Here is a 24,858-nt window from a genome sequence, read left to right on the forward strand (position 1 = left end):
TCGGCCGATAGATGGGCAAGTACGCCCGAATGCGTCAGAACGGGCGCAAGCCGCCAGGCACATAGCCGTTGAACTCGAATATCTCGCGCGCGGCGCTCAGCCGGTCGGGCGAAATCGTGCCCCGGTCCAGCACGAAACCGAACCGGCCCGACGGCGTGCCGATCGCCAAAGTCCGGTAGCCCGAGTCGACCCACAGCACCCACCAGACCTCCTGCCCCTCGACAGCCAGCCGCCCGGGCCCTACCGGGCGGGCCAAGGCAGCGACCGGCTGAGTCTTGCCGTCCAGACACAATGTTCCGCGCAGCGCGTAGCCCCCTGCTGCGGGTATCACCTCCAGCTCGCCTGAGGCACATCCGCCCGGCCGGACGGCATATCCCGCCACCTGCTGCCACCTTCCGGCAATCCGATCGGGCGCAAAGGCGGCGGCTGACCAGATCGGCACATCGGCCTGACGGAAACCCGCAACCCGCTGCGGTGAGGTTACGCAGGCAGCCAGCATCAGGGCCGCCAGCAGGGCAGGGATCACTCGATGCATTCTGTCGCCCGCATCCCGTTGTCCAGCAGCACCTCGTGGCAGCCGATCAGCGGCTTGAACGGTGCGCATGTGCCCGACCTGGCCAGGCAGGCGCCCTCGCACTGGCTGCTTCGGCTGCATTGCCTGCCCGCATCCCCCGTCGAGAAGACGCAGGTTCGCAACTGGCCGGTTATGCCGATGGGCACCCAGCGCCCCTTGCGCCTTTCGCAGGCCAACTGGGCCTCTGACTTCTGGATTTCTGGCACTTCGGCCACTGGTTCGGGCAGGGTCATATCCGCCGCGGTGGGCGGGGGGGCGGATGCAGGGGTGTCTGCCGGGGCGGCCGACGCTGCCGGTTGCGGGCTGGACGCGGGACCGGGTCCGGTCACAGCGGCACTGGCCTGTGTCTGCACCGCGGAACCTGCGGTCTGGCTGTCATCCAGTGCGGTGACCTCGATCGCGCCGCCGGTCACCGCGTTCGGTGTCACATCGGCCGACTGCCCGCCCCCGCCCGGCGGCGACAGCTGGCACCCCTGCACCACAAGCGACAGGCCAAGGGCCAGCATCAGGCGGAAAAGCACAGGTCGGGTCGGACGGGGCATCGCGCTCCTTCGGGTCGCGTCCGAGATGTGCCCCGATCCGGCCCGTGCCGCAAGCCCCGTCAGTAGGGCGCCGGGAAGGCACGGTGGGTTTCCGCGATTTCCTCCAGCACCTCTGACGAAAGTGTGATCCCTGCGGCGCCGATATTGGTGCGCAACTGATCCAGCGTCGTAGCTCCGATGATCGGGATGGTGGTGAAGGGCCGTGTCCGGCAGAAGGCAATCGCCATCTGGCAGGGATCCAGCCCGTGGCGCCCTGCGATCCCCAGATAGGCCGCCACGGCGGGAAAGACCTGCGGCGTGACCCGTCCGCCAAGATCAGGGTTCACGCTGCGGCGCGAGCCTTCGGGGATCACGTCTCCGGCGTACTTGCCCGACAACAGGCCCGTTGCCAGGGGCGAGAAGGCCAGAAGCGGCATGTCCTCGACGATGGAGAGCTCGGCCCAGTCGGTGTCGAACTGCCGGCACAGCAGCGAATATTCGTTCTGCACCGTCGCCATGCGCGGCAGGCCAAGGCTGTCGGCCAGGTGCAGCCAGCGCGCCGCCCCCCAGACGCTTTCGTTCGACAGGCCGATCGCCCGGATCTTGCCTTCCGCCACCAGAGCCTGCGCCGTGGTCAGGATATCAGTCATGTTCGCCGTTTCGGCGGCCTTGTCTATGCCGGTCGGGGCATAGCGCCACATCTGGCGGAAGTGATAGCTGCCCCGGTTCGGCCAGTGCAGCTGGTAAAGGTCGATGTAGTCGGTCCGCAGGCGTTTGAGGCTGGCCTCGCAGGCGGCCCGCAGTGTTGCGCCGGTGATCGGCTGGCCGGGGCGGATGATCTGGCCCTTGCCCGCGATCTTGGTTGCGATCACCAGCCGGTCGCGCCCGCCGCGCGCGGCAAGCCAGCTACCGATGATTTCTTCCGTGCGGCCCACCGTTTCGGCCCGCACCGGGTTTACCGGATACATCTCGGCCGTGTCCCAGAAGGTCACGCCGTGATCCAGCGCCAGATCGGCCTGGGCGTGGCCCTCGGCTTCCGTGTTCTGCGTGCCCCAGGTCATCGTGCCGAGACACAGTTCGGAAACCGTCAGGCCGGTCTTGCCAAGGGTCAGGGTCTTCATCTTGCCTCCATTCTACTCGCCCAAGCTAGGCCGGATATGTCACGGGGCAAAGGCCCGGACTTGAGAACATAATGCGAACGTACTACCCTTTCCGCATGAGTCTGCCGATCCACCATCTGGTTGCACCGCGCCCGCAGGACCTGCAACCGCTGGCGGGCGACCTGGCGCTGCGCCGGGGGCGGGTGCATGAATTCTGCGGGCCGTCCCGGGTGCGGCTGGCGGCGGGGGTGATGGCGCGCAGCGACGGGCCGGTGGTCTGGATCCGCCCGGCCTGGGGGACCGAACGGCTGAACGCGGCTGGTTTGCAGCCCCTGGCCAACCCTGCGCGGCTGATTCTGGTCGAAGCCCCGCGGGACGAGGGCCTGTTATGGGCCATGGAGGAGGCATTGCGTTCGGGCGCCGCGCCCCTGGTCGTGGCCGAACTGGCAGCGCCGCCGGGCCTGACGCCGATCCGCCGGCTGCACCTTGCCGCTGCCGCAGGGGGCGAGGCGGCGGGCCGCGACGGTGCGCATGCGCCCCTGGGGCTGATCCTGCTGCCGGGCGAGGGTGGGGCGCCGGGGGTGGAAAGCCGCTGGCACCTGGCCCCGGCGCCCAGCCCCGCGCTGTTGTGGTCGGACGAGGCGCGCTGGACCCTGACGCGCCTGCGCGCCCGTCTTGCGCCCCCCGCCGCCTGGCGGCTGGCCAGACGCGACGGGGACGAGGTGTTGGAGACGCTGTCCTCTGCCAGCTGATGCCCGTTGCTCAGCGCACGCGGCGGATACCTTCGGGGACAATCTGCTGCACGATGCCGGCAAGCATCAGGTAAAGCGAGGTCAGAACCAGAAGCCATTGCGCAACCGGACCTTCCTCGAAGTTCCACCATGCGGCCCAGGCGGCAAGGGCGATCCATGCGATGCAGACCGTCAGCGAGATTTCATACCAGCGGCTCGTCCTGACCGGATGGATGAACTTGAGGTTGGTGAACATGGCCGCGGTCAGGAAGATCACCACCAGAAGGATCACCGTCTGGCTGGGCTGGGTGGCGAAAAGCACAAGCACCACCATGTTCCAGCAGGCCGGAAATCCAGCAAAGCTCTTGTCCTTGGTCTTCATCCGGGTGTCGGCGAAATAGACGACGCTGCCGTAGCAGATCACGATGATCGCAAGCCAGCCCGTCCAGCCGGGTAGCAGGCCGGACTGGAAAAGCGCGAAGGCTGGAATGAAAACGTAGGTCAGGTAATCCACGATCAGATCCATCAGGACGCCGTCATACGTCGGCCAGTTGGTCTTCACATGGTAGCGTCGCGCCAGCGGGCCATCGATCCCGTCGACGATCAGCGCGACGACCAGCCAGAGGAACATCATGCTCCAGTCCTCACGCACGGCAGCCAGCATGGCAAACATTGCCAGCACGGCGCCTGTGGCAGTAAGCAGATGCACAGATAGGGCTTTGAGACGCGGGCTCATCATCACGTCTTGATGGCCGATATCGCGCCATGGCGCAACAGGATCGGGCGCCCTGTCAGGCGCGGGGATGGACTTTTTCATAGACCGCCATCAGCCGGGCGGCATCCACCGCGGTATAGGCCTGAGTGGTGGACAGCGAGGCATGGCCCAGAAGTTCCTGGATCGCGCGCAGGTCGCCTCCGGCAGACAGAAGGTGGGTCGCGAAGCTGTGGCGCAGGGCATGGGGCGTGGCTGTGGCAGGCAGGCCCAGGCGCAGGCGGGCACGTTCCATAGCGGCCTGGATCAGCCGGGGATTGACCGGGCCGCCGCGGGCGCCGCGGAACAGCGCCTCGCCCGGCGCCAGATCGAAGGGACACAGCCGCACATAGGCCGAAACCGCGGCTGCGGCGACCGGGACTACCGGCACGATCCGGGTCTTGCCGCCCTTGCCGGTGATGCGCAGGGTTGGCGGCAGCGGATGGTCCGCCCCGGTCAGCGAAAGGGCTTCGGAAATACGTAGTCCCAGGCCGTAAAGCAAGGTCGCTACGGCGGTGTCGCGGGCGGCGACCCAATCCTCGCGCGCGTCGCTGCCGATCTCGGTCAGCATCAGGGCGGCGCCGTCTTCCGTCAGCGGCCGAGGCAGTTTCCGGCGGAATTTCGGGCCTCGGGCGGACAGGACCGTGGTTGCGTCGGCCCCGGTCCTGTCGGCGGCCCAGGCGGTAAATCCCTTTACGGCGGACAGGGCCCGGGCCAGCGAGCGGGGCGAAAGGCCGCGCCCGCGCTCTTCGGCCATCCAGGCGCGCAGGTCGGACTGCGTGGTGGCCGCAACCCCTGCCAGCCCTTCGGCGCCGCCCCGGTGCCGCGCCAGAAAGGAAAGATAGCGTGACACGTCGTGCCGGTAGGCCTCGACCGTGTTGGCGGATGCCCCCTGCAACGCTTGCAGCTGGCTCAGCCACTCGTCCAGCGCGGCGGCAAGCGCCGGGGCAAGGAAGGGGGTCAGCCCAACCACCGCCGCATCATGCGTTCGAAGACACCGACAAAGAAGGCAAGCAGATCGGTGCCATGCTGCGCCTTGAACTGATGCGGATCCTGAGAGCCGAAGACCAGCATTCCGGGCAGCCGTCCAGCCCCGAAGTCCAGCCGCATCAGCGCCTCCGAACGGATGTCGGCGGCATCCGGCCCGTAGACGGTTGCTGCTAGGCCGGTGGCAGGGCGGAGCAGAATGGGGCGGGACGCGACCTTGCGGCCGTTGGTCATGTAGTTGTGTACGAAGCCCCGCGGGGCGACATGGACGATCTGGCCCAGCCGGCGGAGCGCAGGGTCGGCATCGCCGTTGTCCTGAACGGTTTCAAGCACCAGGCGGATCACATCCACCCGCAGGATCTGGGCCACCTCGTCCCCCAGCGTGGCCATGAAGCCTTCGAAACTGGCAGGTTCGAGAAGGCAAAGGATCGCGCGGTGCACCTGGTTCGTGCCGGCCAGGTTCTCATAGGCGGCGGCAATCACGGACCGGTGCGTGTCCTCCAGGTCTTCCAGCCTGTCTTCCAGGCGTCGCATAGCGATGCCGCGCAGATCGACAATGTTTTCCCCCATGGCGCGGTCGTTGGCTGCCACCAGGGCATTCATCACGTCGCGGTCGGCAAGAACGCGGTCGGGTTGGGCAAGGATCCGCTCGCGAAGGTCGGGCTCTATCATGTCACTCGCCGGTTTTTCCATGCGCTTTCATGGACTATAGGCCGAAGCTCCGGTGCGAAGCGATGGGTTTGTGCCCCCCGCTGCCCCGGCTGTGGGTTCGCTGCAACATGGCCCGCGCATACCCTGCCGAACAGCAGGCACAAATGCAGGGGGGCCGCAGCCCGCGCCACGCACCTTCCGCGACGGGTTTTGCGGTGGATCCTCTCCGCCCAGGTGGGGCATGCCAGGCGCATGGGGCTGGTGGCGGTGCAGCGCAGCCTGCACCGCACCCTTCGGCCGGTTCGCGGGCCCGCTTGTGCGCTTACAGGATCTTCTGGCCCGTCTTAGCCCAGTCCTTCATGAACTGGTCGAGGCCCTTGTCCGTCAGCACATGGCTTGCCATTGCCTTGATGACGGAAGGGGGCGCGGTGACGACATCGGCGCCGATAAGGGCGCAGTCCTTGACGTGGTTCGGCGTCCGTACCGACGCCGCCAGAACCTGGGTCTTGAAGTCGTAGTTGTCGTAGATCGTGCGGATGTCGCCGATCAGGTCCAGCCCGTCGAGGTTGATGTCGTCCAGCCGCCCGATGAAGGGCGAAATGAAGGTCGCCCCCGCCTTGGCGGCCAGCAGCGCCTGATTCGCGCTGAAGCAGAGTGTGACGTTCACCATGAAGCCTTCCGAGGACAGCACCTTGCAGGCCTTCAGCCCGTCCCACGTCAGCGGCACCTTCACCGCGATGTTCGGGGCGATGGCGGCGAGTTTCCGGCCCTCGGCGATCATCTCGTCGGCCTTCATCGCCACGACCTCGGCCGAGACGGGGCCGGTGACAAAGGAGCAGATCTCTTTCGTGACTTCGAGGATGTCGCGGCCCGATTTCAGGATCAGCGAGGGGTTGGTGGTCACGCCATCCACCATGCCGAGATCGTGCAGCTCGCGGATCGCGTCTACGTCGGCGGTGTCGATGAAGAATTTCATGGGGTTCTCCGTGAGGCGGTTGCGGCAGGTGCCGCGCGGGGGTTGAATGCTCTCGGGGGGCGGTTTACCCGAAACCTCGGGAAAGCGAAAGGTTGCAGCTTGGGCGAACGGGTCTATCGGGCGGGCGACCTGGTGGGGGTGCTGATCACCGAAGCCCTGGGCGGGGCGTTGGGGGGGCGCACGCTGGACTATCGCGCGCCCGAGGGCGGCTGCGGCGACGGGGATTTCGTCGAGGTGCCGCTGGGGCCCCGCCGGGTCATGGGCGTGGTCTGGGGGCCGGGGGAAGGCGGCTTCGACCCCGCCAAGATCCGCCCGGTGACCCGAGTTCTGGACGCCCGGCCGATGCGGGCGGAACTGCGCGCCTTCCTTTCCCGTGCGGCCGACTACACGCTGACCCCCTTGCCGGCCATGCTGCGGCTTGCCACTCGCGCCCCTGGCCTGGGCGATCCGCCGTCCACGCGGCGGGTCTATCGGCTGGCCGGGCCGGTCCCGAACCAGCTGACCGAGGCGCGCCACCGGGTGATCGAGGCCCTGCGCGACTATGGCGGCGCGCCGGTCACGCTGGGAGAGCTGGCCGTCGCCGCGGGTTGCGGGGCAAGCGTCATCAAGGGGCTGGTGAAGCTGGGCGTGGTGGCCGAGGAGGACGCCCCCCGCGACACGCCCTATCCTCGCTTGCGCGCCGATGTGGGGATGCGGCTTCAGGGCGATCAGGTGGCGGCGGGGGATGCCTTGGTCGCCGATGTCGCGCGCGGGGACTATGCGGCGACGCTTCTGAAGGGCGTCACCGGGTCGGGCAAGACCGAGGTCTATCTGGAGGCGGTGGCCGAATGTCTGCGCCGGGGGCGGCAGGCGCTTGTCCTTCTGCCGGAAATCGCGCTGACCGCCGAGTTCCTGACCCGCGTCAAGGCCCGCTTCGGCGCGCGGCCGGCCGAGTGGCATTCCGGCGTCACCATGACCGAGCGTCGCCGGCTCTGGCGAATGGCAGCCGAGGGCGAGGCGGGGCTGGTCGTCGGTGCCCGGTCCGCCCTGTTCCTGCCGTTCCGGGACCTGGGGTTGATCGTGGTCGATGAGGAACACGACACCTCCTACAAGCAGGAGGATGGCGTCCTTTACAACGCCCGCGACATGGCCGTCCTGCGGGCGGCGATCTGCGGCTGCCCGGTGGTGCTGGCCAGCGCCACGCCGTCCCTGGAGACCTGGGCCAACGTCGAGGCGGGGAAGTATCGGCGGCTGGACCTTGGCAGCCGGTTCGGCGCGGCGGAGATGCCCGAGATTCGGGCGATCGACATGCGGACCGAGAAGCTGCCGGCGGACCGCTGGATTTCCGAGACCCTGGCCGGGAAGGTCGGCGCGGTTGTGGCGCGGGGGGAACAGGCGCTTCTGTTCCTGAACCGTCGCGGGTTCGCGCCCGTGACGCTGTGCCGGGCCTGCGGGCATCAGGTGGGCTGCGACCAGTGCGATGCCCGGATGGTCGAACACCGGTTCCAGAAGCGGCTGGTCTGCCACCAGTGCGGCGCGACGAAGCCGGTGCCGGTGGCCTGTCCTGCCTGCGGGGTGGAGGGCCGGATGGCCGCCGTGGGGCCGGGCGTGGAGCGGCTGGCCGAGGAGGTGGCGGCGCGGTTCCCGGACGCGCGGGTAGCGGTGCTTTCGTCGGACCTGTTCGGGTCGGCGCGGGCGCTGAAGGAGAAGATCGCCGAGATTTCGGGGGGCGGGGCGGATATCATCATCGGCACGCAGATCGTGGCCAAGGGGCACAACTTTCCGCTCCTGACGCTGGTCGGCGTGATCGACGCGGATTTGGGTTTGCAGGGGTCCGACCTGCGCGCGGCAGAGCGGACCTTCCAGCTGATGCGGCAGGTCGCGGGCCGGGCGGGGCGGACGGCGGACCGGAAGGGCGAGGCCTGGCTACAGACGCATCAGCCCGACCATCCGGTGATCCGCGCGATCCTCGGGGGCGACGAGGAAGCCTTCTGGCGGGCCGAGGCGGCCGAGCGCCGCGCCTCGGGCGTGCCGCCCTATGGCCGGATGGCGGGGATCATCCTGTCCTCGACCGACCTCGCGCAGGTGTTCGATTTCGGGGCGGAGCTCGCACGGCGGGCCGAGCCGCTGCGCCGGATCGGGGCCGAGGTCTGGGGGCCTGCTCCGGCCCCTATCGCCCGCGTGCGGGGGCGGCACCGGGTGCGGCTTCTGGTGAAGGCCGGGAAGGGGGCCCCGTTGCAGGCGGCGCTGGCGGAGTGGCTGGCGCAGGTCAGGGTGCCGAGGGATCTGCGGCTGGCGGTGGACATCGATCCGCAGAGTTTCTTGTGAGGGGTCGGATTCCGGGGCGATCCAGCAGCCCCGCCGGGTCACGGAACGGTGCAGAATTCCACGCCGAAGCCTTTGAAGGCTCCGGTCCGATTACCGCGAAGAAATCGGTGGAGCTGCGGTCCGCGGATTGTGCCCGGCACAACCTTGCCCTTTGCCTCGGCCCCCGGTTTGGCTAAGTCAGGCCCATGGCCCGCCTCATGCCCAGCTCGGAAACCGGCCACCTGCCTGCCTGGCGGCGGCCGGAGGCGCTGCTCTACCTCATGGCGGCCGCGATGCCGCTGAGTTTCGCTACCTGGTCGGCACTGCTGAACAACTTTGTCGTCGAGGTGGCATCCTTCTCGGGCAAGGAGATTGGCTGGCTGCATACGGTGCGAGAAATCCCGGGGTTTCTGGCCATCGGGGTGATCCTGGTTCTGCTGGTCATGCGCGAACAGGTGCTGGCACTTCTGGCGCTTGGTCTGCTGGGGGCGGCGACGGCGGTGACGGCCTGGTTCCCAAGCTTTACAGGCCTGCTGGTCTGCACACTGATGTCCTCGATCGGGTTTCACTATTTCGAGACGGTCAACCAGTCGTTGCAACTGCAATGGATCGACAAGGCCCGGGCTCCGATCGTGCTGGGACGGATCGTCGCGGTGGGTGCCGGGGCCTCGCTGGCGGCCTACGGCGCTATTGTCGTGCTGTGGGACCGTCTGGGGCTGGACTACAACACGGTCTATCTTGCCTCGGGCGGGCTGACGCTGGCCATCGTGCTGTTCGCGGCGCTGGCCTATCCGCAGTTCCAGTCGCCCCATCCGCAGCACCGGCACATGGTGCTGCGCCGGCGCTATTGGCTGTATTACGCGCTGCAGTTCATGGCCGGGGCCCGGCGGCAGATCTTTGTGGTCTTTGCCGGCTTCATGATGGTGGAACGCTTCGGGATGAAGGTCAGCGAGATGACCGCGCTGCTGTTGGCCAACTACCTGATCAACATGCTGGTCGCCCCGTCCATGGGCCGCGCGCTGGGCAAGTTTGGCGAGCGCAATGTCATGGGCTTCGAATACATCGGCCTCACGCTGGTGTTCCTGGCCTACGGGGGCCTCTACTGGTTCGGCTGGGGAATCGTGATTGCCGGGGGGCTTTACATCCTGGATCAGCTGTTCTTCGCGCTGTCCTTCTCTCTCAAGACCTATTTCCAGAAGATCGCCGATCCGAAGGATATCGCGCCCACCGCTGCGGTGGCCTTCACGATCAACCACATAGGGGCGGTCTTCCTGCCGGCGGCGCTGGGCTATCTCTGGGCGACCTCGCCCGACCATGTGTTCCTGCTGGGCGCAGGGATGGCGCTGGTGGCCTTCGGGTTGATCTGCCTGATTCCGCGCCATCCCTCACCGGGATACGAGACGATCCTGTCGCGCGGCCTGCCGCTGCCGGCCGAGTAGGCTGGCACGGGCCGCAGGGTGCCCTATATTCACGCAAACGGAGGTCAGCCATGTTCTTCACCCGCAAGCCCGTGGAAATGGTCACGCCCGACAAGGCCCTGCCCGGACGGACCGACCCGATCCCGACGGCCGAGGTGCATTTCCTCTCCGGCATCCCGCTGAAGTCTCCGGTGCCTGGGGGCATGGAACAGGCCATGTTCGGCATGGGCTGCTTCTGGGGGGGAGAACGCAAGTTCTGGCAGACGCCGGGCGTGTGGCTGACCATGGTCGGCTATGCCGGCGGCTACACCCCGAACCCCACCTACAAGGAGACGTGTACCCAGCTGACCGGCCATAACGAGGTGGTGCGGCTGATCTACGATCCGAAGGTTATCACCTACGAGGGCCTGTTGAAGGTCTTCTGGGAGGGCCACGACCCGACCCAGGGCATGCGGCAGGGCAATGACGTGGGCTCGACCTACCGGTCGGGCATCTATTGCTACAGCGACGCGCAGATGGCAGCCGCCAAGGCCTCGAAGGAGATCTATGGCAAGGCGCTGAAGGCGGCGGGAATGGGGCCGATCACCACCGAAATCCTGCCCGCGCCGACCTTCTATTATGCCGAGGACTATCACCAGCAGTATCTGGCGAAGAACCCCGGCGGCTATTGCGGGGTCGGCGGCACCGGCGTGGCCTGCCCGATCGGTACCGGCGTTTCGGCCTGAAGGGGCCGCCCCGCGGCGCTGATCGCTTGTCAGCCCGGCACGGTCGGCGTAAGGGCGGGGAAAAGGAGTGCCGCCGATGCCCACCTATTCCGCCCTGACCACCCTGCCTGGTGAAGAGGCCGCCCAAGCCTTGGCCGAGGCCATGGAGCGGATGGAGCCCGAACCCACCGGCGTGGGCGTTTTCGAAATCGAGGACGGCTCCGGACTGTGGGAGGTTGGCGCCTATTTCCTGGAACCGCCGGATCAGGTGATGCTCGAGGTGCTGGCCACCGCTTTCGGGGCCAAGCCATTCGCCCTGTCGGAACTGCCCGAAGTGGACTGGGTGGCCCATGTGCGCCGCGAACTGTCACCCGTCGAGGCCGGACGCTTCTTCGTGTTCGGCAGCCATGACGCAGACAAGGTGCCCCACGGGAGGGTGCCCTTGCAGATCGAAGCAACGGTCGCCTTTGGCACGGGGCACCACGGCACGACTCTGGGCTGCCTGCTGGCGCTCGATCGGTTGCTGGCCGAGGGATGGCGGCCCGCGAAGGTCGCCGACATCGGCTGCGGCACGGCGGTTCTGGCGATGGCGGCTGCGGCGACGTTGCCGGAGGCTGCTGTCCTTGCCAGCGACATCGACCGGGTGGCGGTAGACGTGGCAGAGGCGAATGTCGCCATCAATGCGCTGGAAGGCCGGGTGGAATGCCTGGAGGCCGCGGGACTGGACCATCCCCGGCTGAAGGCCGAAGCGCCATATGACCTGATCTTCGCCAATATCCTAAAGGGCCCGCTGATCGAACTTGCGCCGGCAATTGCCGCCAATCTGGCGCATGCGGGCAGGGCGATTCTCTCTGGCCTGCTGGTCGTGCAGGCCGAATCGGTCATCGAGGCTTACAGCGAGGCCGGACTTCGTCTCGAATCCCGCAACGATATCGGGGAATGGTCCACTCTTGTGCTACAGAGGTTGTGAGATCGCGGACAATGCCCGGCGTGCAGCCCGGTAAGGCCGCCAATCCGGCAACTCGCCGTAATTTCGCCATAAAAATCTACCAACCTTGCCCAATGCAGAGCTGTCACTCTGGGGTATGATCATGTGGGTAGATCCCAATCTTAACGAATTCTACAGCCGCGTCGCCAGGATCGAGAAGGCGCATGCCAAGGGCTACGGTTTCGAAGCCAGGGGGACACTGGGCCGCAAGGCCTCGTCGCGCCGCGGATCGTGGAGCCTTCGGTTCCTGCGCCCGCTGGTGATGGCGCTTCTGGTCGGGGTCGGCCTGAAGGGCATCATCCATTATTACATCGGTGCCCAGACCTATGAAAGCCGGGTCAGCGCGCTTGCTGCGGGCAACGGTTTTGATCCGGTCGGCGCCTGGTTGATGCACGCCGATCCAGTGACCGTCGCGATTTCCACACAGCTGCAGACCCTGCTGCCGCGCTGATCCGACGGGGATCCAGGCAGGGATCGCGTGATGCAAAATGAAAAGGCCGCATCGACGATGCGGCCTCTTGCGTATCCTGACCCATCAGCCGTGGGCCCCCAGCTTCCAGCCCTCAGCGACCGATGAACTCGATGTCGCCGCGGCAAAGACCGATATCGTCCAGTTCACGATCGGAAAGCCTGTTCAGCGCCTTGCGCGTCACGCGGGCGTCGTTCCAGGCCCGCAAGGCGGCGGCGACGTTCGACAGGGCGTTGATCGCACGGTAAGAGGTGATGGCGCCAAAGGGCGCCGGGCGGGTCGTCTCGACAGCGGCCATGGCATTCATCCTTGTTTACAAACTGCTCACTTTGGAGGCTTCGCCCTCCACGACTTGCCAGATAGTCGTGCTGCATGTGCAAAACAAGCAACAGCGCAGCATGGCCGCGTTGCAGTTGCTGCATGACTAGGCGCCAAATTTATTCTTTTTTAGCAGCGCGTTATCCGTTCGGCTGGTCTTGGTGTCGCATTTCGGGGCCGGGAAGTCGGATTCTGCAAGCGCAAAATCGCAATCCGACCGGCGAAGAGGATACGGAAAGCCGTTGGCGGATGTTCCCTTTTCGTGCTAGCCCTTGTGGCGAGGCAAGGGACAGGACCAAGATGCGGGTCATCGGCATCGATCCGGGGCTTAGAAACCTGGGGTGGGGTGTGATCGACGTGGCAGGCTCGCGGCTGATCCACGTCGCCAACGGGATCTGCCATTCCGACGGCGGTGATGGCGAACTGGCGGTGCGGCTGCTGTCGCTGCATGCCCAGCTGACCGAGGTGCTGCGGCTCTGGCAGCCCGAGGCGGCGGCAGTGGAACATACCTTCGTCAACAAGGACGCGGTGGCGACGCTGAAGCTGGGCCAGGCGCGGGGGATCGCCCTACTGGCACCGGCTCAGTTCGGGCTGAGCGTCGGGGAATATGCGCCAAATGCAGTGAAGAAGACGGTGGTGGGCGTAGGGCATGCGGCGAAGGTGCAGGTCGATCATATGGTGCGGCTGCATCTGCCGGGCGTGAAGGTCGCGGGGCCGGATGCGGCCGATGCGCTGGCGGTGGCGATCTGCCATGCGCATCATCTGCAGTCGTCGGGCCGCCTGGCTGCCGCGCTGAGGGCTGCCGAATGATCGGGCGGATCTCGGGCCGGCTGGACTGGCGGGGGCCGGACCATGTGCTGATCGACGTGCGCGGGGTGGGCTATATCGTCCATGTCAGCGACCGCACGCTGGCCGCCCTTCCGGGGGTGGGTGAGGCGGTCAGCCTTTATACCGATCTGCTGGTGCGCGAGGATCTGTTGCAGCTCTTCGGCTTTCCGACGCTTCTGGAAAAGGAATGGCATCGGCTGTTGATGACGGTGCAGGGGGTGGGGGCGAAGGCCTCGATGGCCATTTTGGGCACGCTGGGCGCGGAAGGCGTTGGCCGTGCAATCACGCTGGGCGACGCGCGGGCGGTTCAGGCGGCGCCGGGGGTCGGACCGAAGCTTGCCCAGCGGATCATCCTGGAACTGAAGGCCAAGGCGCCGGGCATCATGGCCTCGGGCGCGGGGCTGTCGGTTGACGCCGGTGCCGCAGAGGTCGTGCTTGTGGAAAGCGCGCCCGCACCGAAGACGCCCGCACGGACGGATGAGGCGGCCTCGCGCCGCGCGACGGCCTCGGCCGATGCACTGTCGGCGCTGGTGAACCTGGGCTACGGGCAGGGCGACGCGGCGCAGGCGGTGGCGACGGTCGCGGGCGACCTGCCCGACGGTGACGCGGCGGCCTTGATCCGGGCCGCGCTGAAACTTCTGGCGCCGAAATGACCCCTGACCCCACGCTGCGACCCGACCGGCTACCCGAGGATACCGACAAGGCGCTGCGGCCGCAGATGCTGGACGACTTCATCGGCCAGGCCGAGGCGCGGGCGAACCTGAGAGTCTTCATCGAAAGCGCCCGGATGCGCGGCGAGGCGATGGACCACACGCTGTTTCACGGGCCCCCGGGCCTCGGCAAGACGACGCTGGCGCAGATCATGGCGCGGGAACTGGGGGTGGGGTTCCGCATGACCTCGGGGCCGGTACTGGCGAAACCGGGGGATCTGGCGGCGATCCTGACCAATCTGGAGCCGCGCGATGTGCTGTTCATCGACGAAATCCATCGGCTGTCCCCGGTGGTGGAGGAGGTGCTTTATCCCGCGCTGGAGGATTTCGCGCTGGATCTGGTGATCGGCGAGGGCCCGGCGGCCCGGACGGTGCGGATCGACCTGCAACCCTTCACGCTGGTCGGCGCGACGACGCGGCTGGGCCTGCTGACCACGCCGCTCCGCGACCGGTTCGGCATCCCGACGCGGCTGGAATTCTATTCCGAGGTCGAGCTTTACGAGATCGTCGCCCGGGGTGCCCGGCTGATGGGCCTGACGGCGGACCCGGAGGGTTGCCGCGAGATCGCCCGCCGCGCGCGGGGAACGCCGCGGATCGCCGGGCGGCTTCTGCGCCGTGTGGCGGATTTCGCGCTGGTCGAGGCCGGCGGGCGGATCACGCGGGAACTGGCCGACCGGGCGCTGACCCGGCTTCAGGTGGACAATCTGGGGCTGGATGGCGCAGACCGGCGCTATCTGACATTGCTGGCCGAGAATTACGGCGGCGGGCCGGTGGGGGTGGAGACGATCGCGGCGGCGCTGAGCGAACCGAGGGATGCGATCGAGGAGGTGATCGAGCCTTACCTCTTGCAGCAGGGCCTCATCCTGCGCACCCCGCGCGGGCGGTTGCTGGGGGCGAAGGCCTGGCGGCACCTGGGATTGCAGCCGCCCAAGGCGGCTGGCCAAGCGGATCTGTTCGAAGGAAAATAAGCAGAGCGCGTCCCGCGCAAGCCCTTCATCTCGTCGGAGGGCGATGCCGCCCTTCTCCTTTGGGCATGGGGCGTTTTACCCCCATGCCCCCGGAGTATATGGAAAGGAGCAAGGACTTGTGTCGCAACTCTGCCGGATGCTACCGCAGCCGGGAATACGAAGGAGGCGGGGCATGGAGCCGGCAGAGGTAGAGGCATTGTTCACCCGCAGCGACGGGGCCTATCTGTTCGCGCGCTGGGGGCGGCCGGTGGTGCCCGTGGTGTTCGGCGTCGATGATGCGAGTCTGTCGGTCTTCAAGGGGGCCTTCGAGGCGGTAGTGGCGCTGGCAGGGCACAAGATGGCCGAGACCGACCCGGAACTGGGGGTGAACCTGATGGTCTTTGCCTTCCGCGACTGGGCGGAGCTGCCGGAGGTGCGCGACCTTGGCCGGCTGGTACCGGAACTGCCGGCGCTGGTGGCGCGGCTGCAGGCGGCGGGGGCGAACCAGTATCGCATCTTCCGCTTTGACGCGGGCGGCGCGATCAGGGCGGCCTTCGTCTTTCTGCGGATGGACGATGCCTTGTCGGAGATGCCGGCTGAGACCCTGGCGCTGGCCCAGGCGGTGCAGACGATCGTGCTTTGGTCGGATCGGGCTTTCGATGGCAGTTCCCCGCTGGCACGGGTAGGGGAAAGGGTGATCCTGCGGCCCGAGATCGGCGCGGTGATCCGGGCGGGATATGATCCGGTGTTGCCCGCCGTGGCGCGGGACGCGAGCCATGCGCTGCGGCTGGCGGCGCGGTGCCGGCTGGGCTAGGCTGGCCCCGAGGCCGTTCGGAGAGCCCATGACCCCGCACCAGTTCCGCACCCGCGTCTATTATGAAGACACCGACCTCGCGGGCATCGTCTATTATGCGAACTACCTGAAGTTCATCGAGCGTGCCCGGACGGAATGGGTGGCGTCGCTGGGCGTAGACCAGATGGCGCTGAAGGCGCGCGACGGGATCGTCTTTGCCGTGCGGCGGGTTGAGGCAGATTTCCTGCGTCCCGCCCGCTTCGGCGACGATCTTCTTGTCGAGACCACGTTGACCGCGCTGGGCGGGGCCAGGATCGGGCTGGAACAGCTGATCACGCGCGCAGGCGAGCGGCTGTTCGTGGCGCAGGTCACCCTGGTCTGCCTGACAGAGGACGGCCATGCCGCGCGGCTGCCAGCTGAGGTGCGGGCAAGGCTGGCGGGGCCGGTGCACTGAACCGGACACGGTGGGGCGTCGTTGATGGCGCCACCCCTCGCCGCCGAGGCGCCTGTGCCGCGCGAGCAGGAAACCCGGCCAGCAGCATCCGCCCTCACCGGGCGGCGAATCCTTGCTGCCCACACCATTGTGTTGGCAAAGCCCTTCCAATCTTGATACAAACTCGGCTAACGGCGCTGGGAAACGGCCCGATCAACAAGAGCAGGCGTATGGACACCAACACCCTTGCGATGGCGCAGGAGATCGATTTCTCCATGGTCGCCCTCTTTGCCCGTGCCACCTTCACGGTGAAGCTGGTCATGATCGCCTTGCTGATCATGTCCTTCTGGTCCTGGGCGATCATCATCCAGAAGCACATCCAGTTCCGCCGCGCGCGGGGTGAGGCGACGATTTTCGATCGGGCCTTCTGGTCGGGCGAGCCGCTGGACGAGCTGTTCGAGAGGATCGGGCCAGACCCGCAGGGCCAGTCGGAAAAGATCTTCGCCGCCGGAATGCTGGAATGGCGCCGCAGCCACAAGCAGGACGGCGGGCTGATCGCAGGTGCGCAGGCGCGGATCGACCGGGCGATGAACGTGGCCATCGCGCGGGAAAGCGAAGAGCTGAACCGTGGTCTCAGCTTCCTGGCCACCACGGGGTCCACCGCACCCTTCATCGGCCTGTTCGGGACGGTCTGGGGGATCAAGCACAGTTTCGAGCAGATCGCCATCAGCCAGAACACCAACCTGGCCGTGGTGGCCCCGGGTATCGCCGAGGCGCTTCTGGCCACGGGCATCGGCCTGGTGGCCGCGATTCCGGCGGTGGTTTTCTACAACAAGCTGAATGCCGACAGCGAGCGGATCGTGGGCGGCTACGAAAGCTTTGCCGACGAATTCGCGACGATCCTGTCGCGCCAGCTGGATTCCTGAGCCGTGGGCGCCGGGGTCATCAAATCGGCCGGTGGTGGTGGCCGGCGCGTCAGGCGTCGCGGCCGGTCGGCCGCGATGAGCGAGATCAACGTCACGCCCTTTGTGGATGTGATGTTGGTTCTACTGATCATCTTCATGGTGGCAGCACCGATGCTGACGGTAGGCGTGCCTGTGGAACTGCCGAAGACGGCTGCAGGTGCCTTGCCGACGGAACAGGAGGAACCGCTGACCGTCTCCATCACGGCGGACGGGCGCATAGCGATCCAGACGACCGAGGTGGCCGATGTCGAGATGATCCCGAAACTGCGGGCGATCGCGGCCGAGCGGACCTCGAAGAAGGTGTTCCTGCGGGCTGACGGGTCGATTCCCTACGAACGGGTGGCGCAGGTGATGGGGGCGCTGAACGCGGGCGGCTTCAACGAGATCGGTCTGGTGACCGACGCGCAGGGGCCAAGCTTTGGCGGCGGGGCCGCGTCTGATGCTGCGGGCGACGCGGGATCGGGCGGCTAGGGCGCGGGATGCAGACGGGAACGATCTATTCGGGGATCGGACATGCAGGGGTGATCCTCTGGGTCCTGGTCGGGGATTGGCTGTTCGCGCCGAAACCCGCCGAAGAGATCATTGCGACGCAGGTCTCGATCCTGACCAGCGCCGAATTTGCGGCCCTTCAGGCAGCGGCGACGCCAGATCCCGTGGAAGAGCCGGCCCCGGTGCGACCGCAGGCACGGCCCGATCCGCAGCCGGCGCCAGAGCCCGAACCCGCACCCCCGCCTGCCCCGGAGCCTGCCCCGCAGCCGGCGCCCGAACCCGTGCCAGAGCCGGAACCAGAGCCTGCCCCCAGCGATGCCGTGCAGGCTGAAGTGGAGCAGCCGCTGCCCTCGCCCTCGACCGAGATCCAGCCCGCGCCGCGTGCGGCCGAGATCGTGGCGCCAAGCCCGGTCGAGGTGCAGCCGGAGGTGCCGACTTCGGACACGCCGACGCCCGCCGTCAGCGACCAGCCGGCCGAGGCCGAGGTCGTGCAGGAAACCCCTGCCGAGGAAACCGCGCCCGAGGTAACCGGCGACGTTCTGCTGACCGAGGCGAATCGCGACCAGACGGCGGCGACGGGTATGACCACCTCGATCCGGCCTCGCGCCAAGCCCGAGCGTCTTGCGCCCCCGCAGCCCGAGCCGGAGGTGGCGGCCGCCGCGCCACCGCGCGAGACGCCGCAGGAACAGCCGGTCGACAACCAGGCAACCGAGGATGCGATCGCGGCGCTCCTGGCCGAGGCGGCCTCGGAACCGGCGCCGACGCCGGCGCCCACCGGCGGGCAGAACCGTCCCCAGGGGCCACCGCTGACCGGGGGCGAGATGGGCGACATCTCCAGCGCCATCGCGCGGCGCTGGAACCTTGGCGCTGCGTCGACCGAGGTCCTGCGCAGCATGGTGGTGATCCGGGTGACCTTCGGGCCGGACGGTCGCCCCACAGATTTCCAGCTCATCGAGTCGAATGGTCCGAACCAGGCGGCGATCGACAACCTGTTCCAGATCGCGCGGCGGGCGGTGAACCGGACCCACAGCGAAGGCGGCATACCGCTGCCGCCGGACAAGTACGACACCTGGCGCGTGCTGGATCTGGTCTTCGATGCCAACGGGATGCGGTTCAGATGATCGTCAGAAGCACTGAAATGTCGCCCAGACGTCCCACTTCTCCCGCATGATCGCGGGCAACGACACGAGAAACGGAGCATGAGGCCGATGACAGCACCCATGAGAACTGCCTTCCGAACCCTGTTTGCGCTGGTCCTTGGCGTGACGGTCCTTGCGGCCCCGGTCGCGGACCCGGCCATGGCGCAGAACGCACCGCCGCGCATCGTGATCGGTCCCGGCGTGATCGAGCCGATGCCGATCGCGGTGCCCACCTTCATCGACGAGGGCGGCGCAGGGCAGTATGCGCGCGACATCACGCGAGTGGTGATTTCCGACCTGACCGGGACGGGCTTCTTCCGCAACATCGGCGAAGAGGCCTACATCAGCCGGATCACCAGTTTCGACGGCGGGATCGCCTTCGAGGACTGGAAGGCCATCAATGCCCAGGTTCTGGTGACGGGCGCGGTTTCGGTCGCGGGCGACCGGATCACGGTGAAGTTCCGGGCCTATGACGTGTTCAACGGCACCACGCTGGAGGGTGCGGCGTTGCAATTTGCGGGCACGACCCAGGGCTGGCGGCGCATGGCGCACAAGGTTGCCGATGTCGTCTATTCCAAGATCACAGGCGAGGGCGGCTATTTCGACAGCCGGGTGGTGTTCGTCAGCGAGTCGGGGCCGAAGAACCAGCGGCTCAAGCGGCTGGCAGTGATGGATTACGATGGCGCGAACGTCCAGTATCTGACGGACAGCAGCAGCATCGTGCTGGCCCCGCGTTTCTCGCCCACCGGTGACCGCATCCTTTACACCAGCTACGAGACCGGTTTCCCCCGGATCACCCTGATGGACGTTGCCACGCTGCGCCGCCAGACGCTGGAAGAACAGCCGGGCACGATGACCTTTGCCCCCCGCTTCAGCCCCGATGGGCGCACCATCGTCTTCAGTCTGGAACGCGGTGGCAATACCGACATATATGCACTGGACGTGGGCAGCGGCGCCTTGCGGCAGCTGACGAATGCCCCCTCGATCGAGACGGCGCCAAGCTTCAGCCCCGATGGCAGCCGCATCGTGTTCGAGTCCGACCGGACAGGCACGCCGCAGCTTTACATCATGCCGGCCAGCGGCGGCGAAGGCGTGCGGATTTCAGGCGGGCAGGGGCGCTATGGCACCCCGGTCTGGTCGCCGCGCGGCGACCTGATCGCCTTCACCAAGCAGCATCAGGGCCGCTTCCACATCGGCGTGATGCGCACCGACGGCAGCGAAGAGCGCCTGCTGACGGCCAGCTTCCTGGACGAGGGCCCGACCTGGGCGCCGAACGGGCGGGTGATCATGTTCACCCGTGAAACCAGCGGCGCAGGCGGGCAGGCCACGCTGTGGTCGGTGGACATCACCGGACGGAACCTGAAGCAAATCCCGACCGACGGCCCGGCCAGCGATCCGGCCTGGTCGCCGCTTTTGCCCTGAAACGTGCCGCGCCGCCGGATTCCCACGGCGGCGCAAACCTGATACTGTGGCCACAATCGAGCCAACAAGAAGGATGACCTCCATGACCCTTGCCGTGAAATCCCTGCTGCTTGTCGCCGCGCTGGCACTTGCCGCCTGCAAGAACCCCGACCGTTACGGTTCCGGCGGCCCCGGTGGCGCTGGCGGCCCGGGCGGCATGGGCGGGATCGACACCACGGGTCTGGGTGATCCGAACAACCCGTCCTCGATCGCCTATTTCAACCAGCGTGTCGGTGACCGCGTGCTGTTCGCGGTGGACCAGTCCACGCTGAGCCCCGAAGCGAGGCAGATCCTGACGGCGCAGGCACAGTGGCTGCTGACCAACACCGGCTATGCCGCGATCATCGAGGGCCATGCCGACGAACAGGGCACGCGTGAATACAACCTGGCGCTGGGCGCGCGGCGCGCGGCGGCGGTGCAGAACTTCCTGATCAGCCAGGGTGTGCCGGCCAGCCGCCTGCGCACGATCAGCTACGGCAAGGAGCGTCCGATTGCCGTGTGTTCGGACGAATCCTGCTATTCGCAGAACCGCCGCGCCGTCACGGTGCTGTCGGCCGGGGCGGGCATGTAAGCGATGCGCTTCGCTCTGGTCCTGTTCCTTTCGCTGCTGCCGGTCCTGGGCCATGCCCAGGACCGGACGCAGACGTTGGCCGACATCCGGGCGGAGCTGGCAATGCTCGCGGCCGAATTCAACGCGCTCAAGGCCGAGCTGGTGACCACCGGCGCGATGACCAGCGGGGCAGCGGGCGGTGATGCGCTGTCGCGGATGGACGCGATCGAGGCGACGCTAGCCCGGCTGACCGCACGGGCCGAAGAGGTGGAACTGCGCGTGAACCGGGTGGTGGCGGATGGCACCAACCGGATCGGTGACATCGAATACCGGCTGTGCGAGGTGACGCCGGGCTGCGATCCGGGCAACCTTGGCGCGACGCCGACCCTTGGGGGAGACACGGGCGCTGCGGTGGCGGCACCGGCCGTGGTGAACCCCGGGGTCAGCACGGGAACGGGTGGGGCAGAGCTTGCCGTCAGCGAACAGGCGGACTTCGACCGGGCCAAGGAGGTGCTCGGTCAAGGTGACTTTCGCGGTGCTGCAACGCTCTTTGAGACCTTTGCCCAATCCTATCCTGGCGGGCCGCTGACTCAGGAGGCGATGTTCCTGCGCGGCGAGGCGCTAAGCCGCCTGGGCGAGACTTCGGCTGCCGCGCGGGCCTACCTGGACGCATACACCGCGAACCCGACCGGAACCTTCGCCGCGGATTCGGTGCTGAAGCTGGGCGAGGCGCTGGGCGCGCTGGGCCAGGTCGACGCCGGATGCCAGACGCTTGCAGCGGTCGGGATCGAGTTTCCGGGCAGCATCCAGGCTTCGCAGGCCAGCGTGGCAATGCAGGGGCTGGGGTGCCGGTAAGGACGGAGCGGCTGATCGGGCTGATCCGCGAGCGGTTGCCCGAGGGCCAGACCATCGGCATTGCGCTGTCGGGCGGTGGGGATTCCACCGCCCTTCTGCATCTGGCGCTGCGGGCGGGGTTCAGGGTGCGCGCGGTGACAGTGGATCATGGCCTGCGCCCCGAAAGCGCCGCCGAGGCGGCAGCGGTGGGGCGTGATTGCACGGCGCTTGGCGTGGCCCATGAGGTGCGGGTCTGGACGCATGGTGAGATACAGGGCAATCTGATGGATGCGGCGCGGCGCGCACGTATGGCACTGATCGCCGACTGGGCGCGGGGCGCAGGGATTGCCCATGTCGCACTTGGCCATACCCGCGACGATCAGGCCGAGACCTTTCTGATGGGGCTTGCCCGGCAGGCGGGAATCGCCGGCCTGTCGGGAATGCGGCGCATCTGGGCCGAGCAGGGGGTCACCTTCCACCGTCCCCTTCTGGACGCAGGACGCGCAGAGCTGCGCGACTGGCTCTCAGCGCAAGGGATTGCCTGGATCGACGATCCGACCAACGAGAACAACCGGTTCCAGCGGGTCAGGGCACGGGCGGTGCTGGCGGCTCTGGCGCCGCTCGGGATCACGGCTGAGGGTCTGGCGGGGGTGGCGGGCCATCTGGCTCAGGTGCAGGCGGCGCTGGCGGTGCAGGTGCGCGCGGCAGCCGCACATCTGCGGGTCGAGGCCGGGGCCTTGCAGGTCGGGCTGGGGCTTTGGGAGGAGCCGGAGGAGGTGCAGCGCCAGGTGCTGGTGGCCGCCCTGCGATGGCTGAACGGAGCGGATTACGCGCCCCGCGCGGCCGATCTGGCACGTTTCGCTGGCGCCATGCGGGCAGGGCGCGCGGCGACACTGGCCGGGGTACGTTTCACGCGGGGCTGGCTGTGCCGCGAGGCACGGGTTCTGGGCAGGCCGGTTGCCGTGGGTGAGGTCTGGGACGGGCGTTGGCAGGTGACGGGCCCCGAGGGCGAGGTGCGCTCCCTGGGCGGCGAAGGGTTGCGGCAGGTGCCCGGCTGGCGGGCGACCGGTCTGCCGCGTGAGGTGCTGGCGGTGACGCCGGCCGTCTGGCGTGGCGACGTGCTGCATTCCGCACCGCTTGCGGGCTGGCCGAACGGCTGGTCGGCACGTCTTGACGCACCCGAGGGCCTTTTCGGACTCTGCGATTGAACACGGGCGGCAAAAGCTTATCTTGGGCACAAAGACGGTCCGCGCCCGTTCCGGGCCCCGCGGACAATTGAGGAGATGCCTTGTGGGCAATGCACGCAACATAGCGTTCTGGGTCGTTCTGCTGATCCTGGTCATGGCGCTGTTCCAGCTGTTTTCCGGCAACACGGCCACGATGTCGTCACGGTCGCTCAGCTATTCGGAATTCATCAACCGCGTGGAGGACGGGCAGGTTTCAAGCGTCGTGCTGGACGGAGAGCGGGTGGTGGTCCGCGCGAAGGACGGCAACACCTATGTCACGATCCGTCCGCAGGGTGAGATCCTGACCGACACGCTGACCCGAGACCTGATCGCCAAGGGCGTGGAAGTCACCGCCGAACCGCAGGCGCAGTCGGGCTTCATGTCGCTTCTGTCGCTGTGGCTGCCCTTCATCGTGCTGATCGGCATATGGCTGTTCTTCATGAACCGGATGCAGGGCGGGGGACGCGGCGGCGCGATGGGCTTTGGCAAGTCGCGCGCGAAGCTTTTGACGGAAAAGCAGGGTCGCGTCACCTTCGACGACGTGGCCGGCATCGACGAGGCCAAGGAGGAGCTTGAGGAGATCGTCGAATTCCTGCGCAACCCGCAGAAGTTCAGCCGCCTGGGCGGCAAGATCCCGAAGGGCGCGCTGCTGGTCGGCCCTCCGGGCACCGGCAAGACGCTTCTGGCCCGTGCTATCGCGGGCGAGGCGGGCGTGCCGTTCTTCACCATCTCTGGCTCGGACTTCGTGGAGATGTTCGTAGGCGTCGGCGCCAGCCGTGTGCGCGACATGTTCGAGCAGGCCAAGAAGAACGCCCCCTGCATCGTCTTCATTGACGAGATCGACGCCGTGGGCCGCGCGAGGGGCGTGGGCATCGGGGGCGGCAACGACGAACGCGAGCAGACGCTGAACCAGCTTCTGGTGGAAATGGACGGGTTCGAGGCGAATGAGGGTGTCATCATCGTCGCAGCCACCAACCGCAAGGACGTGCTGGACCCCGCGCTTCTGCGCCCTGGCAGGTTCGACCGGCAGATCCATGTGCCGAACCCCGATATCAAGGGACGCGAGAAGATCCTGTCGGTCCATGCCCGCAAGGTGCCGCTGGGTCCGGATGTGGACCTGCGGACGATCGCGCGCGGCTCGCCCGGCTTTTCGGGGGCCGACCTGATGAACCTGGTGAACGAGGCCGCGCTCATGGCCGCGCGGGTCGGCCGCCGTTTCGTCACGATGGATGATTTCGAGCGCGCCAAGGACAAGGTGATGATGGGCGCAGAGCGCCGGTCGATGGTGCTGACCGACGACCAGAAGGAAAAGACCGCCTATCACGAGGCCGGCCATGCCATCGTCGGTCTGACGCTGCCTAAGTGTGATCCCGTCTACAAGGCGACGATCATCCCGCGCGGCGGCGCCTTGGGGATGGTGGTCAGCCTGCCCGAGATGGACCGGCTTCAGATGCACAAGGACGAGGCGAAGCAGCGCATCGCCATGACCATGGCGGGCAAGGCGGCCGAGATCATCAAGTATGGCGAAGAGGGCGTGTCCTCTGGGCCCGTGGGCGACATCCAGCAGGCCTCGAGCCTGGCGCGCGCCATGGTCATGCGTTGGGGCATGTCCGACAAGATCGGCAATGTCGATTACTCGGAGGCGCACGAGGGCTATCAGGGCAACACGGCAGGCTTCTCGGTCAGCGCGCAGACCAAGCAGCTGATCGAGGCCGAGGTGAAGGCCCTGATCGACGAGGGCTACGAGACCGCGCGGCGCATCCTGCTGGAGCGCCACGAGGATTTCGAGCGTCTGGCCAAGGGTTTGCTGGAGTATGAGACGCTTACCGGCGACGAGATCCGCAAGGTGATTGCCGGAGAGCCCCTGGGTGGCGACGACGATGCCGACAAGCCGGCGCCGAGCGGTGGCGGCGGGGCCTCGGTTGCGGCGATTCCCAAGACGCGCGGCCGCGGCGCGAAGCCCGGTCCCGAGCCCGAGCCAGCGCCCTTGTGACGGAATGTGACAACGT

At 67.3% G+C, this 24,858-nt stretch carries 27 protein-coding genes; 19 read left to right on the top strand and 8 right to left on the bottom strand.

The features are described from left to right. Positions 1-34 precede the first annotated feature (34 nt). The 3 genes from EYB42_RS05295 to EYB42_RS05305 are packed head-to-tail and all read right to left on the bottom strand — an operon-like array spanning position 35 to position 2,216. On the bottom strand, positions 35-526 hold the full coding sequence (locus tag EYB42_RS05295) for a lipocalin family protein (RefSeq protein WP_449342965.1): 492 nt from the start codon (positions 524-526) through the stop codon (positions 35-37). Beyond that, positions 523-1,116, bottom strand: coding sequence for a hypothetical protein (locus EYB42_RS05300; RefSeq protein ID WP_135448830.1), 594 nt, complete (start codon positions 1,114-1,116; stop codon positions 523-525). Before EYB42_RS05300 ends, EYB42_RS05295 begins: the two co-directional genes overlap by 4 nt. A gap of 59 nt (positions 1,117-1,175) precedes the next feature. Then, complete coding sequence (locus EYB42_RS05305; protein ID WP_135448831.1) at positions 1,176-2,216, bottom strand: aldo/keto reductase; 1,041 nt, start codon at positions 2,214-2,216, stop codon at positions 1,176-1,178. 71 nt (positions 2,217-2,287) lie between these two features. On the opposite strand from EYB42_RS05305, the gene EYB42_RS05310 reads away from it, so the two are divergent. After that, positions 2,288-2,947 (top strand): ImuA family protein, encoded by a 660-nt coding sequence (locus EYB42_RS05310; protein WP_240783986.1) that lies wholly within the window; start codon positions 2,288-2,290, stop codon positions 2,945-2,947. Positions 2,948-2,957: 10 nt separating this feature from the next. On the opposite strand, the gene EYB42_RS05315 is transcribed toward EYB42_RS05310, so the two are convergent. The 4 genes from EYB42_RS05315 to fsa form a co-directional block, all read right to left on the bottom strand. After that, entirely contained in the window at positions 2,958-3,662 is a 705-nt protein-coding gene (locus tag EYB42_RS05315; RefSeq protein WP_135448979.1) for a CDP-alcohol phosphatidyltransferase family protein, read from the bottom strand. 55 nt (positions 3,663-3,717) lie between these two features. After that, on the bottom strand, positions 3,718-4,641 hold the full coding sequence (locus tag EYB42_RS05320; protein WP_135448980.1) for a tyrosine recombinase XerC: 924 nt from the start codon (positions 4,639-4,641) through the stop codon (positions 3,718-3,720). After that, entirely contained in the window at positions 4,638-5,336 is a 699-nt protein-coding gene (locus EYB42_RS05325) for a DUF484 family protein (protein WP_135448833.1), read from the bottom strand. The genes EYB42_RS05320 and EYB42_RS05325 overlap by 4 nt, the downstream gene beginning before the upstream one ends. A 301-nt stretch (positions 5,337-5,637) precedes the next feature. Continuing rightward, positions 5,638-6,291 (bottom strand): fructose-6-phosphate aldolase, encoded by a 654-nt coding sequence (fsa, locus tag EYB42_RS05330; RefSeq protein WP_135448834.1) that lies wholly within the window; start codon positions 6,289-6,291, stop codon positions 5,638-5,640. A 132-nt stretch (positions 6,292-6,423) separates the two neighbouring features. Between fsa and EYB42_RS05335 the strand changes: the two genes are divergently transcribed. From EYB42_RS05335 to EYB42_RS05355, 5 genes are all read left to right on the top strand, one after another. Continuing rightward, positions 6,424-8,598, top strand: a complete 2,175-nt coding sequence (locus EYB42_RS05335) for a primosomal protein N' (RefSeq protein ID WP_135448981.1) — start codon at positions 6,424-6,426, stop codon at positions 8,596-8,598. Between the two features lie 185 nt (positions 8,599-8,783). Continuing rightward, complete coding sequence (locus tag EYB42_RS05340) at positions 8,784-10,016, top strand: MFS transporter (protein ID WP_135448835.1); 1,233 nt, start codon at positions 8,784-8,786, stop codon at positions 10,014-10,016. Between the two features lie 50 nt (positions 10,017-10,066). After that, positions 10,067-10,720 (top strand): peptide-methionine (S)-S-oxide reductase MsrA, encoded by a 654-nt coding sequence (gene msrA, locus EYB42_RS05345; RefSeq protein ID WP_135448836.1) that lies wholly within the window; start codon positions 10,067-10,069, stop codon positions 10,718-10,720. A gap of 76 nt (positions 10,721-10,796) precedes the next feature. Continuing rightward, positions 10,797-11,669: a 50S ribosomal protein L11 methyltransferase gene (locus tag EYB42_RS05350; RefSeq protein ID WP_135448837.1), complete on the top strand. Its 873-nt coding sequence runs from the start codon at positions 10,797-10,799 to the stop codon at positions 11,667-11,669. A 121-nt stretch (positions 11,670-11,790) separates the two neighbouring features. After that, a complete protein-coding gene (locus EYB42_RS05355) occupies positions 11,791-12,138 on the top strand; it encodes a hypothetical protein (RefSeq protein WP_135448838.1) in 348 nt (115 codons plus the stop codon). A 112-nt stretch (positions 12,139-12,250) separates the two neighbouring features. Here EYB42_RS05355 and EYB42_RS05360 read toward each other — a convergent pair whose 3' ends face one another. Further along, entirely contained in the window at positions 12,251-12,454 is a 204-nt protein-coding gene (locus tag EYB42_RS05360; protein ID WP_135448839.1) for a DUF1127 domain-containing protein, read from the bottom strand. 320 nt (positions 12,455-12,774) lie between these two features. Here EYB42_RS05360 and ruvC point away from each other — a divergent pair, with 320 nt between their 5' ends. From ruvC to ftsH, 13 genes are all read left to right on the top strand, one after another. Further along, positions 12,775-13,284, top strand: coding sequence for a crossover junction endodeoxyribonuclease RuvC (gene ruvC / locus EYB42_RS05365; RefSeq protein WP_135448840.1), 510 nt, complete (start codon positions 12,775-12,777; stop codon positions 13,282-13,284). Then, positions 13,281-13,955 carry a Holliday junction branch migration protein RuvA gene (gene ruvA / locus EYB42_RS05370; RefSeq protein WP_135448841.1) on the top strand — a complete coding sequence of 225 codons (675 nt, stop codon included), beginning with the start codon at positions 13,281-13,283 and terminating at the stop codon, positions 13,953-13,955. The genes ruvC and ruvA overlap by 4 nt, the downstream gene beginning before the upstream one ends. After that, entirely contained in the window at positions 13,952-14,980 is a 1,029-nt protein-coding gene (ruvB, locus tag EYB42_RS05375) for a Holliday junction branch migration DNA helicase RuvB (RefSeq protein ID WP_135448842.1), read from the top strand. The genes ruvA and ruvB overlap by 4 nt, the downstream gene beginning before the upstream one ends. Positions 14,981-15,152: 172 nt before the next feature. Next, positions 15,153-15,773 (top strand): hypothetical protein, encoded by a 621-nt coding sequence (locus tag EYB42_RS05380; RefSeq protein ID WP_135448843.1) that lies wholly within the window; start codon positions 15,153-15,155, stop codon positions 15,771-15,773. Positions 15,774-15,801: 28 nt separating this feature from the next. Continuing rightward, positions 15,802-16,206, top strand: a complete 405-nt coding sequence (gene ybgC / locus EYB42_RS05385) for a tol-pal system-associated acyl-CoA thioesterase (protein ID WP_135448844.1) — start codon at positions 15,802-15,804, stop codon at positions 16,204-16,206. A 209-nt stretch (positions 16,207-16,415) separates the two neighbouring features. Then, the gene (gene tolQ, locus EYB42_RS05390) at positions 16,416-17,111 is read left to right on the top strand and encodes a protein TolQ (protein ID WP_135448845.1); all 696 of its coding nucleotides are present in this window, start codon (positions 16,416-16,418) and stop codon (positions 17,109-17,111) included. Between the two features lie 3 nt (positions 17,112-17,114). Beyond that, the gene (gene tolR, locus EYB42_RS05395; RefSeq protein WP_135448846.1) at positions 17,115-17,621 is read left to right on the top strand and encodes a protein TolR; all 507 of its coding nucleotides are present in this window, start codon (positions 17,115-17,117) and stop codon (positions 17,619-17,621) included. Between the two features lie 8 nt (positions 17,622-17,629). Further along, a complete protein-coding gene (locus EYB42_RS05400) occupies positions 17,630-18,760 on the top strand; it encodes a cell envelope biogenesis protein TolA (protein ID WP_135448847.1) in 1,131 nt (376 codons plus the stop codon). Between the two features lie 99 nt (positions 18,761-18,859). Beyond that, entirely contained in the window at positions 18,860-20,200 is a 1,341-nt protein-coding gene (gene tolB / locus EYB42_RS05405) for a Tol-Pal system beta propeller repeat protein TolB (RefSeq protein ID WP_135448848.1), read from the top strand. Positions 20,201-20,282: 82 nt separating this feature from the next. Then, positions 20,283-20,810, top strand: coding sequence for a peptidoglycan-associated lipoprotein Pal (pal, locus tag EYB42_RS05410; protein ID WP_135448849.1), 528 nt, complete (start codon positions 20,283-20,285; stop codon positions 20,808-20,810). 3 nt (positions 20,811-20,813) lie between these two features. Then, the gene (gene ybgF / locus EYB42_RS05415; protein ID WP_135448850.1) at positions 20,814-21,644 is read left to right on the top strand and encodes a tol-pal system protein YbgF; all 831 of its coding nucleotides are present in this window, start codon (positions 20,814-20,816) and stop codon (positions 21,642-21,644) included. Continuing rightward, a complete protein-coding gene (gene tilS, locus EYB42_RS05420; protein WP_240783987.1) occupies positions 21,635-22,831 on the top strand; it encodes a tRNA lysidine(34) synthetase TilS in 1,197 nt (398 codons plus the stop codon). Before ybgF ends, tilS begins: the two co-directional genes overlap by 10 nt. An 82-nt stretch (positions 22,832-22,913) precedes the next feature. Continuing rightward, positions 22,914-24,842 (top strand): ATP-dependent zinc metalloprotease FtsH, encoded by a 1,929-nt coding sequence (gene ftsH / locus EYB42_RS05425; RefSeq protein WP_135448852.1) that lies wholly within the window; start codon positions 22,914-22,916, stop codon positions 24,840-24,842. Positions 24,843-24,858: the final 16 nt, after the last annotated feature.

It is taken from the genome of Tabrizicola caldifontis, assembly GCF_004762095.1.
Classification (GTDB): domain Bacteria; phylum Pseudomonadota; class Alphaproteobacteria; order Rhodobacterales; family Rhodobacteraceae; genus Tabrizicola; species Tabrizicola caldifontis.

What these genes read in the sequence shown, in the direction of transcription:
- EYB42_RS05400 (WP_135448847.1), top strand. Translation starts at nt 17,630, where the DNA reads ATGCAGACGGGAACGATCTATTCGGGGATCGGACATGCAGGGGTGATC.
- EYB42_RS05355 (WP_135448838.1), top strand. Translation starts at nt 11,791, where the DNA reads ATGTGGGTAGATCCCAATCTTAACGAATTCTACAGCCGCGTCGCCAGG.
- ruvA (WP_135448841.1), top strand. Translation starts at nt 13,281, where the DNA reads ATGATCGGGCGGATCTCGGGCCGGCTGGACTGGCGGGGGCCGGACCAT.
- EYB42_RS05325 (WP_135448833.1), bottom strand. Translation starts at nt 5,336, where the DNA reads ATGATAGAGCCCGACCTTCGCGAGCGGATCCTTGCCCAACCCGACCGC.
- EYB42_RS05310 (WP_240783986.1), top strand. Translation starts at nt 2,288, where the DNA reads ATGCGAACGTACTACCCTTTCCGCATGAGTCTGCCGATCCACCATCTG.
- EYB42_RS05380 (WP_135448843.1), top strand. Translation starts at nt 15,153, where the DNA reads ATGGAGCCGGCAGAGGTAGAGGCATTGTTCACCCGCAGCGACGGGGCC.
- EYB42_RS05360 (WP_135448839.1), bottom strand. Translation starts at nt 12,454, where the DNA reads ATGGCCGCTGTCGAGACGACCCGCCCGGCGCCCTTTGGCGCCATCACC.
- tolQ (WP_135448845.1), top strand. Translation starts at nt 16,416, where the DNA reads ATGGACACCAACACCCTTGCGATGGCGCAGGAGATCGATTTCTCCATG.
- EYB42_RS05305 (WP_135448831.1), bottom strand. Translation starts at nt 2,216, where the DNA reads ATGAAGACCCTGACCCTTGGCAAGACCGGCCTGACGGTTTCCGAACTG.
- EYB42_RS05350 (WP_135448837.1), top strand. Translation starts at nt 10,797, where the DNA reads ATGCCCACCTATTCCGCCCTGACCACCCTGCCTGGTGAAGAGGCCGCC.
- EYB42_RS05315 (WP_135448979.1), bottom strand. Translation starts at nt 3,662, where the DNA reads ATGAGCCCGCGTCTCAAAGCCCTATCTGTGCATCTGCTTACTGCCACA.
- ruvC (WP_135448840.1), top strand. Translation starts at nt 12,775, where the DNA reads ATGCGGGTCATCGGCATCGATCCGGGGCTTAGAAACCTGGGGTGGGGT.
- ybgC (WP_135448844.1), top strand. Translation starts at nt 15,802, where the DNA reads ATGACCCCGCACCAGTTCCGCACCCGCGTCTATTATGAAGACACCGAC.
- EYB42_RS05300 (WP_135448830.1), bottom strand. Translation starts at nt 1,116, where the DNA reads ATGCCCCGTCCGACCCGACCTGTGCTTTTCCGCCTGATGCTGGCCCTT.
- fsa (WP_135448834.1), bottom strand. Translation starts at nt 6,291, where the DNA reads ATGAAATTCTTCATCGACACCGCCGACGTAGACGCGATCCGCGAGCTG.
- tolB (WP_135448848.1), top strand. Translation starts at nt 18,860, where the DNA reads ATGAGAACTGCCTTCCGAACCCTGTTTGCGCTGGTCCTTGGCGTGACG.
- EYB42_RS05340 (WP_135448835.1), top strand. Translation starts at nt 8,784, where the DNA reads ATGGCCCGCCTCATGCCCAGCTCGGAAACCGGCCACCTGCCTGCCTGG.
- ruvB (WP_135448842.1), top strand. Translation starts at nt 13,952, where the DNA reads ATGACCCCTGACCCCACGCTGCGACCCGACCGGCTACCCGAGGATACC.
- ybgF (WP_135448850.1), top strand. Translation starts at nt 20,814, where the DNA reads ATGCGCTTCGCTCTGGTCCTGTTCCTTTCGCTGCTGCCGGTCCTGGGC.
- pal (WP_135448849.1), top strand. Translation starts at nt 20,283, where the DNA reads ATGACCCTTGCCGTGAAATCCCTGCTGCTTGTCGCCGCGCTGGCACTT.
- msrA (WP_135448836.1), top strand. Translation starts at nt 10,067, where the DNA reads ATGTTCTTCACCCGCAAGCCCGTGGAAATGGTCACGCCCGACAAGGCC.